We start from the raw sequence: 14,743 nt of genomic DNA on the forward strand, positions 1-14,743 counted from the left end.
CCATGGCTGAGAAAAAATTAGCTAACACGCAAAAACGCGGCCGCTTTTGGACCCAATTCTTTACCTATGCCTTCTTAGTCTTTATGGCAATCATCATCATCTATCCCTTACTGATCACCATTACATCAGCCTTCAGGGGTGGAAACTTAATTGCCTTTAACTTGAACTTCTCAGGTCAGTTTACCCTAAGTAACTTTGAACGCTTGTTTACAGAAACCCAATACGGTCAGTGGTATATTAATACTTTAATCGTTGCGGTGATTACCATGGCCTTACAGGTAACGATTATTACCTTAGCCGGATATGCCTACTCAAGATACCGGTTCGCAGGTCGTAAACAATCCCTAAAATTCTTCATCATCGTTCAAATGGTTCCAACAACAGCAGCCTTGACCGCCTTTTACGTTATGGCCTTACTAGTTGGGGGGCTAGACAAATTATGGTTCTTGATTTTCGCCTATGTCGGCGGGTCAATCCCAATGAACTCATGGTTGATGAAAGGGTATTTTGATACCGTGCCAATTGACCTAGATGAATCCGCAAAATTAGACGGGGCAGGCCACTTACGGACCTTTGGACAAATCGTCTTACCGTTAGTGCGTCCAATGATTTCAGTGCAAGCCTTATGGGCATTTATGACCCCATTCGGTGAGTACATGCTAGCCCGTTTCATCTTGCGTTCACCAGAAAATTACACCGTAGCCATCGGGTTACAACAATTTATTACCAATCCTCGTGAACAACGGGTAACCCTATTCGCGGCAGGGGCGCTCTTAATCGCCTTACCAATTTCAATCATGTTCTTCTACTTACAAAAGAACTTTGTATCTGGTTTAACTGCTGGTGGTACGAAAGGGTAATACATGATTTTTCACAAGTAACTTACGGATTAAGCAAGCAATTAGCAGATAGAAAGATAGGCGATGAACGTGTTAAAAGCAATATTTCCCATCAATTACTTTAAGAGTATTTGGACACCAAGCAAAATTTGGTTTAACCGCCATGACCTCAAATGGTGGCAAATGTTGCTGGTCATCCTCTTCTTAAACGGATTGATGACAATTCCAGTAACCTTAAACTATGCCAATATGACCGAGTTTCCCGTAACCGACTACTATCCCAATGCCATGGCCCTTGTAGATAACCAAGTGGTAGCCGAGATCCAGCAAGTCACCTTTGAAAATGGAGAAATGCTGATCGGCCAACAAGTAGTTTCAGAAAGCGCTGAAGGAACCGTCGCCTTTGGATTAGCAGACGATCAGCTAGAGACACTGGTTGCTAGCGGGAAAACGGCACTCATTTTCCAAGAGAATCAATTCGTCTTAATGGAAGCCGGGGCGCCAACGGCAACGGTCCTTTATACTAAAGACTTCGACTTGACAGGGCTTGACCAAGCAGGTATTCAGGAAAGCTTGAGCCAGCAATGGTTAGACCAAAACCGCGTCTTAGTGGTCTTGATCTTCTCGAGTGTGATCAGCTTGATATTCCTAGCCATGAACCTATTCTTAGTTGGGATTGCGGCCCTAATGTTCTATATGACCAAGGGGAGCCCAGTTACGTCCATTGAAACTTATAAAGAGTCCATCAATTTAATCCTAAACGCCCTATCACTGCCGACCTTCTTGGCTATGGCTTACGGTTTATACAACTTTGATGTATCTTTAATGGCTAGCTTGCAAACAATCGGTCTAGTGACCATGCTGCTCTTAGTCATGTGGAAAACAAGATTCCGCGACCAAACCTTGGACGAATTTCAACTGTTAGAAGCTTAATCAAGCCAGTAGGATTTTGAAGCCTGTTTGAACCTAGACCAGATGCTTTAAATAGATCATGTATCACCTTTAAAAAGTTTAAGAAAATGACAATTGAACTGTGCATTTTTGAAGATAGGAGAATGCCTTGTGGCTGAAATAAAATTAAATCATATTTATAAAAAATACGACAATGCGGAGAAGTTTTCGGTAACGGACTTCAATTTAGATATTAAAGACAACGAATTTATTGTTTTCGTAGGCCCTTCCGGATGCGGGAAATCGACAACCTTACGGATGGTAGCCGGTTTGGAAGATATTACTAAAGGGGACTTGGTCATTGACGGACAAGTCGTTAACGATGTGGCACCTAAAACCCGTGACATCGCCATGGTATTCCAAAACTATGCCCTATACCCGCATATGACTGTGCGTGAAAACATGGCATTCGGTTTGAAATTGCGTAAGGTAGACAAGAAAGAAATTGATTCGCGCGTGGATGAAGCGGCAGAATTACTGCAAATAACGGACTTATTAGAACGTAAACCAGCCGCCTTATCTGGTGGGCAACGTCAACGTGTAGCCTTAGGACGTGCAGTAGTCCGTCAACCTAAAGCCTTCTTGATGGATGAGCCTTTATCCAACTTGGATGCCAAATTACGGGTTCACATGCGGTCTGAGATCGCTAAATTACATAAACGTTTAAACACAACCATCATCTATGTAACCCATGACCAAACAGAAGCCATGACTTTGGCTGACCGGATTGTCATTATGAATGCAGGTGAAATCCAACAGGTAGGGACACCACTTGAAGTTTATAACAACCCAGAAAATGCCTTTGTAGCAGCATTTATGGGGTCGCCTGCCATGAACCTAGTGGATGTGAAGTATGAAGCTGGCCAAATCCATTTAGAGGGTGGCACGAAACTTGAAGTAACCTTACCAACTCGTCGTATTTTAGACGAGAAAGGTTATGACGGTAAAACAGTTACCTTTGGTATTCGACCAGAAGATATGCAATCTGAACAATTAGCTTTAGATGCAACGCCAGAAACAGTTGTAGAACCAATGATTACGGTATCAGAATTAACTGGTGCAACATCAATCCTTTACTTAGATGTAAATGGCCAAGAATTTATCGCGGTTGTAGATGCCCGTGATTACCATGAAGTTGGTTCAACCATCAAGATTGCCTTTAACATGAACAAAGCGCACTTCTTTGATGTTGAAACGGGTAAAGTGATTAAATAGCTAGCTCGACTAAGGTACATGCGAATCTTACTCAAATCGTGTGTGCCTTTTTCTATAGAAATAAAAGAAACCGGTTGCATTGATTGCTAAATAAATATTTTAAGGAGGATTCACATGACAGAATCAGTAACAAATTTAAAGGTAGCTATTATCGGATGCGGAGGCATCGGGATGCAGAAGCATTTACCAGCCTTAGCTCAAGTTGAAGGGGTAGATTTGGTGGCCTTTTGTGATTTGATCGAGGAAAGAGCATTGGCTGGGAAGGCTAAATTTGGTAATAATGATTCGCGTGTCTATACGGACTATCAAACCATGCTTACTGAAGAAACATTGGATGTTGTCCATGTCTGTACCCCAAATGCGACGCATGCAGAATTATCCATTGCAGCGCTTGATGCAGGCAACCACGTAATGTGCGAAAAACCCATGGCCAAAACAGCTGAAGAAGGTCGAGCGATGATCGAAGCGGCTGAACGAAACGGTAAAAAATTAACCATCGGCTACCAAAACCGTTTTAGAAAGGACAGCCAATACCTAAAAGCCATCTGCCAAGAGGGTCAATTAGGTGAAATATACAACGCTAAATCCCATGCTATTCGTCGTCGTGCGGTACCAACTTGGGGCGTATTCCTAGATGAAGAAGCGCAAGGCGGAGGTCCTTTAATTGACATCGGTACTCATGCACTTGATCTAACTTTATGGATGATGGACAATTATCAGCCGAAATACGTAGTTGGAAATACTTATAGAAAATTAGCTGATACAGAAAATGCTGCGAATGCCTTTGGCTCTTGGGATCCCAAAGAGTTTAACGTTGAAGATTCAGCCTTTGGTTATATCGTCATGGAAAATGGTGCGAGCATTTATCTAGAATCATCGTGGGCCTTGAATACCGTTAAGTCAGGTGAGGCGAAAACGACCTTGCACGGGACTAAGGGTGGTGCGGATATGAACGATGGGTTAACGATTAATGGTGAAGACCATGGCCTATTATTCGATAAGCAAGTCATTGTTGACCCAGGTGCAGTTGACTTCTTTGAAGGGGATGCTGATGACCCCGAAGTGTTGGAAGCAAAGCAGTGGATTCAAGCCATTATTCATGATACAGAGCCGGTTGTAAAACCGCGAGAAGCTTTGATAGTGACTGAAATTCTAGAAGCCATTTATCAATCAGCGAAAACTGGACAACCCGTTTTTCTAAATCAATAGGAGGATTCTGATGATTCGAGTAACAGTATGGAATGAGTTTCGTCATGAATTGACGGATGAGGACGTGAAAGCAGTCTATCCAGAGGGGATTCATGAAGCCTTAGCCAGTTTCTTAACGGTAGACTTTCAAGTCAATATGGCGACTTTGGACCAGCCAGAACACGGCTTGACCGAGGAAGTCTTAAATCAAACGGATGTCCTCCTTTGGTGGGGACATATGGCGCACGGTGAAGTGGCAGATGAGATTGTTGACCGGGTTCACCAGCGCGTTTTGGATGGCATGGGACTGATTGTCTTGCATTCAGGTCATTTTTCTAAAATTTTCCAGAAATTAATGGGGACGACTTGTGACTTAAAATGGCGTGAGGACGGTCTTTCTGCCAAGGTGTGGAATGTGAATCCATCTCACCCAATTACCCAGGGCGTGGGCGAATGGATTGATTTAGACCAGGAGGAAATGTACGGAGAACACTTTGATGTTCCAGCGCCGGATGAACTGATTTTTATTACCGGTTATCCAAACGGGGAAGTATTCCGTGGAGGCATGACCTATCGCCGGGGTAACGGGAAGATTTTCTACTTCCAGCCCGGGCATGAAACCTTCCCAACTTATTATCATCCAACTATCCAGCGGGTCATTAAAAATGCCGTCCACTGGGCAGCGCCCCTAACTGAAAGGCCTACATATGGTCACTTTCCTATTGAAACAAATAGTAAAGTTTAAAAATTGAAATAAAGAAATAAAGAAATTAGATGAGTATAGGAGGATTTTATGAAATTAGGCGTATTTACCCCGTTATTTAATGACTTATCCTTTGAAGAGATGTTAGATCAAGTAGCAGCAAAAGGGCTTGAGACGGTAGAAATTGGTACCGGTGCTAGCCCAGGGGATGCACACTTGAAAATCGATACCCTTTTGGCATCTAGTGATGCAAGAAAAGAATACCTACAAAAAGTTGCGGACCGCGGACTATCAATTTCAGCCCTATCGGCGCATGGCAACCCCATTTCACCAGATAAAAATCAAGCACGAGCGCACGATGAATTGCTTAGAAAAACCATCAAACTGGCATCCTTAATGAACGTGCCAGTTGTGAATGGCTTCTCAGGTATCGGGGGCGGAAACGCGACAGATACCCATGTTAACTGGCCGGTCATTCCTTGGCCAACGGAATATGCAGACGCCTACCACTACCAATGGGACCAAGTCTTAATCCCTTACTGGAAGGACATTAACCAAGAAGCAGGGGCAGCGGGCGTTAAAATCGGGATTGAAATGCACGGTGGCTTTTTAGCCCATACCCCAGCAACCATGTTACGTTTACGGTCTGAAGCAGGGGACAATATCGGTTGTAACTTTGACCCATCGCATATGTGGTGGCAAGGAATTGACCCAGTCGCAGCCATTAAAATTTTAGGTAAAGCTGGCGCAATCAACCACTTCCATGCCAAAGATACCTACTTAGACCAAGACAATATCAATATGTACGGCCTAACTGATATGCAACCTTATCAAGATGTTGCCAGTCGTGCATGGACCTTTAGAAGTGTTGGTGAAGGCCATCCGATGTCCGAATGGTCACAAATGTTGGCTCAATTACGGATTTACGGCTACGATTACGTCCTATCAATTGAACACGAAGATCCAATTATGTCAGTAGACGAAGGACTAGACCGTGCCATTACCAATCTAAAATCTGTCATGATGCGAGACCAACCCCAAGAAATGTGGTGGGCATAGATGACAAAACAAGTGAATAATAAATTAAATATCGCAACAATCGGCTACGGTGGCATGGGGACCTACCATGTCCACGGCCTGATTGCAGCCGAAGCCGACTACCTACAAGTCGTGGGCATTTATGACATTGACCAAGAACGAAAAGACGTGGCGGAAGAAACGGGTACTTATGTTTACCCAGCCTTTGAAGCTATTCTAGATGATCAAGAGGTAGATGCTGTTCTTATTGCTACACCTAATGACAGTCATAAGGATTTTGCTATTCGCTCAATGCGGGCAGGGAAACATGTAATTTGTGAAAAACCAGTGGCCATGAATACGCAAGAATTCGACGAAATGATAGCCGTATCTGAAGAAACAGGACGCGTACTCATGGTTCACCAAAACCGTCGCTGGGATCCAGACTTCTTACAAGTTAAAGACATATTCACAAAACGCCAAGCCGTTGGAGACGTCTTCCAAATCGAATCACGCGTCCACGGCGCTAACGGCATTCCAGGCGACTGGCGCCATCTAAAAGCCCACGGTGGCGGTATGGTCCTAGACTGGGGAATCCATTTATTTGATCAACTATTATGGCTAGTAGATTCACCAATCAAGTCCGTTCACTCAGACTTATCTTATATCCTCGGCGACGAAGTAGACGACGGATTTATGGCTTATATCACCTTTGAAAACGGCATCCGCGCCCATGTTGAAGTAGGGACAACTAACTTTATTAGCCTGCCTCGCTGGTATATCAAAGGTAATCAAGGAACAGCCATCATTGAAGACTGGGAAATGAACGGCCACATCGTGAGAGCAACCGGTAATGATGTGGAAAATAAACCCTCACCGATTAGAGCAGGCGTCGGTTTGACCAAAACAATGGCACCACCAGTTGATGGCGCCACTGAGACCTTACCATTACCAGAAAGCAAGCCAGCAAACGCTTCCTTCTACCGCAACTTCTATGATGTTGTCACAGCAGGTGCAGAACCCATCGTCAAAAACGAAGAAGTTCGTCAAGTCATGCAATTAATTGATAGTATTTTGAAATAAGTACATGACTAATTAAATTAATTTATAGGCCGTAGGTTTATGCTTTTCCTAGCATTGCCTAAAATTAGGATGTGCTTCCTGTCTGCCCTGAAGAACTCGACTAGCAGAGGGATCGCCCTCGGGAACTTTTCCCGAGGGCTTTTCTGACTCTTCAATCTGTAAGGGCTGAAGCCCAACAGATTGACGTTGTCAGAAATCCATACTCACTGCGAAGACATGCTAGGAAAGCGCCAGCCTCAGGCATTAGTAGTGAGTGCTGAAAGAGTGACATATGATGACTGACATTTGTTCAGCTAAAAGCATATTCATACCAATAATGCCTTGATTTAACGATAGATTTTCCCTATACAAAGTTATAAATTATTTGAGATATAGATAAGTCTGGAAATAAAGTACACAAAAGTAAACTTTTATAGTATATTTATGACATAAATATACAAAAGATATTTTGGGAGGTTTGGATATAGTGAAGAAAGGGATTATTTTGGGAATTTCAATGCTACTTTTAGCAGCTTGTAGCAATGGTCAAGGGAATGAGGCTGCAGCGAGTGGGGTAGAAAGTACAGAAACTGCGGCATCTGTAGAAACATCTTCAAGTGATGAATCGGCAGCAGCTGAGTCTAGCCAAGCAGCAGAAATGAGCGCACAAATTGCAGAGGTGTCAGCACAAATTGAGTAATCACTGAAGTGAACGCACAATTACAAGCGGAAATTGATAGTAGCGACCAATCAACTATTGAAGGTTCTGTTGATGCCACAGCAAAACATATCAGGGATCAAGCAGCTGCTTTTATTGAACTGACTGTGCCAAAAAATACAGAGTTATATGGCGAAGATATTCCGCAATTACGTATTGACCTTGAACCCTATGTTTCGGATAAATTATTGGATTTACTGGCTCCAGCTGAAGCTGGTGTTATTCCACCAAAAAGTGAATATTGGCAAAAAGTAGAACTTTTAGAGTATCAAGTTTTGGTAGACCCACAGGATATGGCCGGGGAATCAATACACGTTTTAGTAAATGCAGTTACGCATAAAAATGATTATGGGAATGAGTTTACAAGCCAAGGTAACTATAGTTTAGAAATGGTTCAAGAAAACGATACATGGCTAGTGGATAGATATACTTATTCAGCTAGTGAATATTTTGGCACCTATGAATAGAGTTGACGGGAGGCGATTTAATTGAAAAAAAGAATTGTATTGGTAGCTGGCCTTATAGCCTTGTTTAACAGTTTTACGGTGCACGCACAGGAAAATACTTCATCCTTTGATAGAAGCCAAGCTGAACAAGCGTTAAGTGATTTAAATGTTCAGTTAAAAGAATTGCAATCGGAAAACGAAGAATTACAAAACCAATTATCGGAAATTGAAGAAATAAAGGCGAGCGGTGCAGCAAATGATGACCTATACCAAATCCTGTCAGATAAGGTCGTTCAATTCATTGAAGTGTATGTACCTGAGGATACTTCAGTTGAAATTGAAAATAAACACGATGTACATAGAGCATCTCTGGCGCCATTTGTAACGACTGATTTATTAAATGAAATTGCACCAACAGATGCTGAAGTGGCAGCTGAATTAAGCCAAGCGCCTGAGGGTATTCGTCAACAATACGAGATGTATTATGCAAAAGTGACGATAGAAGACTATTCACTTTGGGTGGACCCAGCCACGGTTGGTACAGATGAAGTGCTTGTAGCAGTTGATATCGTTCAGAACGTCACCAAGGAGCACTTTTTGGATGATACACTCATTACCAGATTAATGTTAACAATGGTTGAAGGTGATGGTGAATGGTTGATTAGCGATATCACTGAAATCGATTTAACAAATATGACGGTAGAGTAAGGTATTTTTAGACTTGTCATTTGAAAAAAAGACTCAAAGATTAGTGTTTTAAATAAGGGTAATTCGAAAGAAGTCATGATTCGTTTTCATGGCTTTTTTTTGCGTTATAGCTTTAATAAAGACATCCATAATTAGGAAACTTAGCAATACATTCTTAAAATCTAATAATTTTGGAAGTTCAAAAAATACGAAGTATTAAGTCACTAACCATAATAAAAAGACTGCAAGTAATCACAGTCTTTAACGTTGTTTGATTAAGTTGTATGTAAGTCAGCGTCGACATATTCATGAATGAATCGTGTGCTAGCTTGGTCAGGTTCTAAGGCTTCAAACAAAATGTCCACGGCCCTTGAGCCGATAATTTGGGAATTCAGGTTGACGTAAGAAGTCTTATTCATCGGCTGGGTATTGCCTTGGCGGTAGGCTGAAAAAGTAATCGTATGGACATCTTGAATATCCTGTGTATCTAGATAATTCCGAATCCCTTCAGCAACCAACTCATCGGAAATAACTAATCCGTCAATTTGGCTAAAATCAATTTTATGCTGAGCTAATTCATAACCATCACTTGGTAAGAAGTTGATATCGTTATAAATCAAGCCAGGGTCATAAATAATACCCGCACTTTCCAAGGCCCGTTTGTAGCCTTTGTGTCGGTCGGCGATAAAGAACTGGTTCATATCCCCACCGATATAGGCAATCCGGTCACACCCTTGTTGGATCAGAGAGTTAGTAGCCTGGTAACCAATCAATTCATTGTCATTATCCACGAAATGAACTTTAGTGTTGTCGGGTGACCCGATAACGACGGCTGGACAGTTGACCTCTTGAGCGAACCGCAATAAGGGGTCATTTTTTGAGGCATATAGAAAGATTAGTCCTTCAACTTGCTTACCATTAACGATTTTTTCTATATGTTTCCTGCGTTGATTCTCATCTAGACCAACTGAAAGCAGGATAGAATAATCATGTTTGGCCATCTCAAAATTAATTCCACGTAAGACGGTGGGGAAGAAGGGGTTTTGATAAAAGGCATCAGTTGCTAGGGGTAGAACAAGGCCGAATGTTTTAGAGTGAGCACTTGCAAGCCCTTGCGCATAAATGTTTGGAAAATAATTCATTTCCTTCATCACAGTGCGCACTTTATTTTTGGTTTTATCGCTTATTGAAGGGTTGTCAGCGATCACCCGTGAAACGGTGGAAGGCGCTACACCCGCTCTTTTAGCAACATCTCGAATTGTAATTGCCATAAGTGTTATCCTCTCTGCTTGATATCTTCATTATAAAGTAAATTGACAACGCTTTCAAATTTATTTAAAAAAGTTTACGAAATCGGTTGCATTGTGTAAGCGCTTTATGTAAAATATAAGTGAATTAAGCGAACAAGCTATTAAAAATCAACAGCAAACAGGAGGTTCAAGCATGGAAAGAGCAAGTGGTGTCGTTTTACACATATCTTCCCTACCCAATCAATTTGGTATCGGCTCATTTGGCGCATCAGCCTATGAATTTGTCGACTTTCTAGTCAAAACAAAGCAACAATACTGGCAAATTCTACCCCTGACCACAACGTCGTACGGGGACTCACCTTATCAATCATTCTCAGCATTTGCTGGTAACACCCATTTTATTGATTTCGACCTATTAGCGAAACAGGGTTACCTAGACAAAACGGATTATCAAGGGGTTAATTTTGGTAATAACCCGAAGAAGGTAGCTTATAATATTCTTTTTAAAAATAGAAGACCTATACTTGAAAAGGCTGTAGCTAACTTTGTGTCAACGAATGCTTACAGTAAACCGGATTTTATTCAATTTTATGAAGAAAATAGCTTTTGGTTAATACCTTTTGCCCAATATATGACTGTTAAAGAAGAAAATGGACAAAAACCTTGGTACGATTGGCCAGCAAATCTACGTAACTATGATGAAGCTGTCATTAATCGATTTTGTGAAGCACATGCTGATCGGTATGATTATCATCTAGTCACTCAATTTTGGTTTAATCAACAGTATAAGGACCTAAAAAACTATGCAAATGAGCACTATATTGAAATTATCGGTGATATTCCAATTTACGTTGCCCGAGATTCAGTTGAGATGTGGACCCAACCAGAATTGTTCCTAACAGATGAGAAGAAGAATCCTTCCTTGGTTGCTGGTGTACCACCTGATTTCTATTCAATTACTGGCCAGTACTGGGGTAACCCTATCTATGACTGGGATTATATGGCAGAAACTGATTATGCTTGGTGGATTTTGCGGATGAAAGAAAGCTTCAAGTTGTACGATGTGGTACGAATTGACCACTTCCGCGGCTTTGAAAGCTACTGGGCAGTGCCATTTGGATCACCTACTGCTGCTTTAGGATCTTGGAAAAAAGGGCCAGGTAATAAGATTTTCGACCAATTCAAGAAAGAATTAGGCGATATCAAAGTGATTGCAGAAGATTTAGGGTTTATGACGCAAGCTGTGCATGATATGCGCGATCATACAGAGTATCCTGGTATGAAAGTTTTGCAAAATGGATTTTACGGTCAAGATTCAGAAGACTTACCACACCACTACCCTGTTAACTCAGTTGCCTATGCATCAACACATGATTCTATGCAAGCGTATGATTGGTATATGAATCAGGCTACACAAGCAGAAAGAGACCAGGCTGACCAATATCTTAATCGACGGGTGGGCGAACATCCTTCAGATGCATTTGTCAGAGGGATTGCAGCATCGCCTTCAAGATTAGCCATCTACATGATGAATGATTTATTACGATTAGGACCAGAAGGGCGTATTAATATCCCATCTACTATTGGTGATAACTGGGATTGGCGTATGAGTAAAGACGACTTTACAGTGGACCTTGAAGAACGCTTGCTTTCAGTCACTGAAACATACTTTAGAGTAAATCAAGCTTTCATTAGTCAAGATGATAGAAATCATGGTATAAATAGCATAGCAGCGGAAGCGGCCTTTTTACCTGAAGACAATGATTAGTTGAATGTAATAATTGGAAAATTTTGAACTTACTGATACACAGTTAAAGATAAGGAGACAATCATGTTAAATTTAAACGAACGTGCTCAAGCGCAATTTAATCAACCGCTAAGCGAGTTGTCACACGCGGAAATCTACAAAATTTTATTAGACCTTGTTCAAGAAAAAACAGCTGCAATGCCACAAAATGAAGGTAAACGTAAACTTTATTATATCTCTGCCGAATTTTTAATCGGTAAATTACTATCAAATAACTTACTCAACCTAGGACTATATGATGATGTAGCTGCTGAATTAGCGGAAAACGGTACATCTTTAGCAGAAGTTGAAGAAGCTGAAGCAGAGCCGTCACTAGGGAATGGTGGATTAGGCCGTCTAGCAGCTTGCTTCCTAGACTCAATCGCCACTTTAGGATTGAACGGTGACGGGGTAGGATTAAACTACCACTTCGGGTTGTTCCGCCAATACTTTGAGGATAATAAACAATCTTATAAACCAGATGAATGGTTAGACCACCCAACGTGGCTAAACAAATCGGACATTTCTTACAAGGTGCCGTTTGGTAAATTTACCTTACAATCTACTTTATATGAAATTGATGTACCTGGTTACAACCAACCAAACGTTAATAAATTACGCTTATTTGACTTAGATACAGTAAATCCTGAAATTATCGAAGAAAGTTCTATTAATTTTGACAAGACGCAGATTGAAGAGAACTTGACCTTATTCTTATATCCAGATGACTCTGACCGTAATGGGAACTTATTACGTATCTATCAACAATATTTCATGGTCTCAAATGGTGCTCAATTAGCCATTCAAGAAGCGATCGAGCGTGGGTCTAACATCCATGACTTAGCAGAATATGTTGTTGTACAAATTAACGATACGCATCCGACATTTATTATTCCAGAATTCGTTCGCTTATTAACAACAGAACACGGCATTGATTTTGAAGAAGCAGTAGAAATCACACGCAATGTGGTTGCTTTCACTAACCATACGATTCTTTCAGAAGCCTTGGAAAAATGGTCACTATCTGATATTCATGAAGTTGTACCAGAAATTGCTGAAATCATTGTACAGCTAGACGAAATCATCAAAGATCAATTCCCGGATAATGAAGCAGTTCACATCATTGATGAATGGGGTACTGTGCATATGGCATCGATTGCGATTCACTTTGGATTCTCAATCAACGGGGTTGCCGCTTTACATACAGAAATATTGAAAAATAACGAGTTAAACCATTTTTATGAGATTTATCCTGAAAAATTCTCAAATAAAACAAACGGGATTACTTTCCGTCGTTGGTTAATGGCATCTAACCCGTCGTTAACAAACTTTATTGATGAACACATTGGGACAAAATGGCGTGAAGATGCTGACTTAACAGATTTATTAGCATTCGAAAATGATGACAAGGTATTAGATGAATTACGTCGCATTAAGAGAGAAAATAAAAATGCCTTGGCAGACCACTTACAGCGCACACGTGGTATTAACATTGACCGTCATTCAATCGTAGATGTTCAAATTAAACGTATTCATGAATATAAACGTCAACAAATGTTGGCCTTATACATCATCTACAAATACCACGAAATTAAAGCAGGGAACATTCCTGGAACGCCAATTACCATTATTTTCGGTGGTAAAGCAGCGCCAGCCTATACGATTGCTAAAGATATTATTCATTTAATTCTGTCACTATCAGAGTTAATCGAAAACGACTTAGATGTGGCACCACACTTGAAAGTGGTATTCGTAGACAACTACAACGTGTCTGAAGCGGAATACTTAATTCCAGCAGCCAATATCTCTGAGCAAATTTCATTAGCTTCTAAAGAAGCTTCTGGTACTGGTAACATGAAATTCATGTTAAATGGGGCATTAACTATCATGACTTGGGATGGTGCCAACGTTGAAATCGCTGAACAAGTAGGTGAAGAGAACGTTTATCCATTTGGTAAATCAAGTGAAGAAATCGTTAATCTATACGCCACAGATGGTTACGACCCACAAGACTACTACAAACAAGAACGTATTCAACCAATCGTTGATTTCATTATCTCAGATGAATTGATGGCTTACGGTATTCCTGAACGTCTGAACCGTCTATATAACGACATAACCAACAAGGACTACTTCATGGCTTTAATTGATTTAGAAGAATTTATTGATGTGAAAGAAAAAGTTTACTACGACTATGAAGATCGTCGCGACTGGACCCGTCGTTCATTAATCAATATCGCGAACGCTGGTTACTTCTCAGCTGACCGTACGATTGAAGAATACAATAATGATATTTGGCACTTAGACCAATAATTCTGTCTGTCAAATACTGAACACAGTTGCATAATCAAGAAGGGCCGAGTGGGAAAAAAATCCTGCTCGGTTTTCTTGTATCTTTGAGATAGGAGGTGGATAATGACGAAAAGGGTTTCATTTGCTCAAGGGCCCTATTTTTGCCACAAGTAGGACTGGAGGGTATATAAGTGAAAAAAGCATTAATTGTATGCGCAGGTGGGATGTCATCGTCACTAGTCGCAAAGAAGGCAATCGCACTATTTAAAACACATGGCACAGACATTGAGGTCGCTGCAACCTCCGTCTATGCCGGATAAAAGGCAATTGAAGACGATCAATTTGATTTGTACCTAGTCAGCCCGCAAACGAGGATGTATTTCGATAACTTAGCCAAATTGGCCCACCGGATGGCCAAACCTATTGTAAAAATCCCACCCCAAGCTTACGTACCACTACCCAAGCAAATGCAACTGTTGTCAGACCTGATAGAAGCACATATTTAAAGGTATGTGATAAGAACCAGAATGTATTTTCTGGTTTTTTATTGCATGTTAGCGTAAAATGGTTGCAATATATCGTAAGCGAT

Annotated in this window: 13 protein-coding genes and 1 pseudogene; 13 read left to right on the forward strand and 1 reads right to left on the reverse strand. The window is 41.1% G+C overall.

Features of this window, described 5'->3' with window-relative positions:
• Window positions 1-2: 2 nt before the first annotated feature.
• The 10 genes from A6J77_RS04715 to A6J77_RS04760 all read left to right on the forward strand — a co-directional run bounded on the left by A6J77_RS04715 (window position 3) and on the right by A6J77_RS04760 (window position 8,847).
• On the forward strand, window positions 3-860 hold the full coding sequence (locus A6J77_RS04715; RefSeq protein ID WP_003143205.1) for a sugar ABC transporter permease: 858 nt from the start codon (window positions 3-5) through the stop codon (window positions 858-860).
• Window positions 861-923: 63 nt separating this feature from the next.
• The gene (locus A6J77_RS04720; RefSeq protein WP_083068623.1) at window positions 924-1,772 is read left to right on the forward strand and encodes a DUF1189 family protein; all 849 of its coding nucleotides are present in this window, start codon (window positions 924-926) and stop codon (window positions 1,770-1,772) included.
• 129 nt (window positions 1,773-1,901) lie between these two features.
• A complete protein-coding gene (locus A6J77_RS04725; RefSeq protein ID WP_083068625.1) occupies window positions 1,902-3,005 on the forward strand; it encodes an ABC transporter ATP-binding protein in 1,104 nt (367 codons plus the stop codon).
• Window positions 3,006-3,119: 114 nt separating this feature from the next.
• Window positions 3,120-4,214, forward strand: coding sequence for a Gfo/Idh/MocA family protein (locus tag A6J77_RS04730; RefSeq protein WP_083068627.1), 1,095 nt, complete (start codon window positions 3,120-3,122; stop codon window positions 4,212-4,214).
• Between the two features lie 10 nt (window positions 4,215-4,224).
• Entirely contained in the window at window positions 4,225-4,938 is a 714-nt protein-coding gene (locus tag A6J77_RS04735; RefSeq protein WP_083068629.1) for a ThuA domain-containing protein, read from the forward strand.
• A gap of 48 nt (window positions 4,939-4,986) precedes the next feature.
• Window positions 4,987-5,955, forward strand: coding sequence for a sugar phosphate isomerase/epimerase family protein (locus A6J77_RS04740; protein ID WP_083068632.1), 969 nt, complete (start codon window positions 4,987-4,989; stop codon window positions 5,953-5,955).
• A complete protein-coding gene (locus A6J77_RS04745) occupies window positions 5,956-6,996 on the forward strand; it encodes a Gfo/Idh/MocA family protein (protein ID WP_083068634.1) in 1,041 nt (346 codons plus the stop codon).
• A 466-nt stretch (window positions 6,997-7,462) separates the two neighbouring features.
• Window positions 7,463-7,675: a hypothetical protein gene (locus A6J77_RS04750; RefSeq protein ID WP_083068636.1), complete on the forward strand. Its 213-nt coding sequence runs from the start codon at window positions 7,463-7,465 to the stop codon at window positions 7,673-7,675.
• 8 nt (window positions 7,676-7,683) lie between these two features.
• Window positions 7,684-8,160, forward strand: a complete 477-nt coding sequence (locus A6J77_RS04755) for a hypothetical protein (protein ID WP_083068638.1) — start codon at window positions 7,684-7,686, stop codon at window positions 8,158-8,160.
• Between the two features lie 21 nt (window positions 8,161-8,181).
• Window positions 8,182-8,847: a hypothetical protein gene (locus A6J77_RS04760; RefSeq protein ID WP_083068641.1), complete on the forward strand. Its 666-nt coding sequence runs from the start codon at window positions 8,182-8,184 to the stop codon at window positions 8,845-8,847.
• A gap of 254 nt (window positions 8,848-9,101) precedes the next feature.
• On the opposite strand, the gene A6J77_RS04765 is transcribed toward A6J77_RS04760, so the two are convergent.
• Window positions 9,102-10,097, reverse strand: a complete 996-nt coding sequence (locus tag A6J77_RS04765) for a LacI family DNA-binding transcriptional regulator (protein WP_083068648.1) — start codon at window positions 10,095-10,097, stop codon at window positions 9,102-9,104.
• 172 nt (window positions 10,098-10,269) lie between these two features.
• Between A6J77_RS04765 and malQ the strand changes: the two genes are divergently transcribed.
• The 3 genes and pseudogenes from malQ to A6J77_RS04780 all read left to right on the forward strand — a co-directional run bounded on the left by malQ (window position 10,270) and on the right by A6J77_RS04780 (window position 14,660).
• On the forward strand, window positions 10,270-11,844 hold the full coding sequence (gene malQ, locus A6J77_RS04770; protein ID WP_083068650.1) for a 4-alpha-glucanotransferase: 1,575 nt from the start codon (window positions 10,270-10,272) through the stop codon (window positions 11,842-11,844).
• A 63-nt stretch (window positions 11,845-11,907) separates the two neighbouring features.
• A complete protein-coding gene (locus tag A6J77_RS04775; protein WP_083068652.1) occupies window positions 11,908-14,175 on the forward strand; it encodes a glycogen/starch/alpha-glucan phosphorylase in 2,268 nt (755 codons plus the stop codon).
• A 170-nt stretch (window positions 14,176-14,345) separates the two neighbouring features.
• A pseudogene (locus A6J77_RS04780) lies at window positions 14,346-14,660 on the forward strand (PTS cellobiose transporter subunit IIB).
• The last annotated feature ends 83 nt before the right edge of the window (window positions 14,661-14,743 follow it).

It is taken from the genome of Aerococcus viridans, assembly GCF_002083135.2.
In the GTDB taxonomy this organism is placed as follows: domain Bacteria; phylum Bacillota; class Bacilli; order Lactobacillales; family Aerococcaceae; genus Aerococcus; species Aerococcus viridans_C.

Coding starts and splice junctions, on each gene's coding strand:
- A6J77_RS04735 (WP_083068629.1), top strand. CDS start 4,225: ATGATTCGAGTAACAGTATGGAATGAGTTTCGTCATGAATTGACGGAT.
- A6J77_RS04765 (WP_083068648.1), bottom strand. CDS start 10,097: ATGGCAATTACAATTCGAGATGTTGCTAAAAGAGCGGGTGTAGCGCCT.
- A6J77_RS04740 (WP_083068632.1), top strand. CDS start 4,987: ATGAAATTAGGCGTATTTACCCCGTTATTTAATGACTTATCCTTTGAA.
- A6J77_RS04720 (WP_083068623.1), top strand. CDS start 924: ATGAACGTGTTAAAAGCAATATTTCCCATCAATTACTTTAAGAGTATT.
- A6J77_RS04715 (WP_003143205.1), top strand. CDS start 3: ATGGCTGAGAAAAAATTAGCTAACACGCAAAAACGCGGCCGCTTTTGG.
- A6J77_RS04745 (WP_083068634.1), top strand. CDS start 5,956: ATGACAAAACAAGTGAATAATAAATTAAATATCGCAACAATCGGCTAC.
- A6J77_RS04775 (WP_083068652.1), top strand. CDS start 11,908: ATGTTAAATTTAAACGAACGTGCTCAAGCGCAATTTAATCAACCGCTA.
- malQ (WP_083068650.1), top strand. CDS start 10,270: ATGGAAAGAGCAAGTGGTGTCGTTTTACACATATCTTCCCTACCCAAT.
- A6J77_RS04730 (WP_083068627.1), top strand. CDS start 3,120: ATGACAGAATCAGTAACAAATTTAAAGGTAGCTATTATCGGATGCGGA.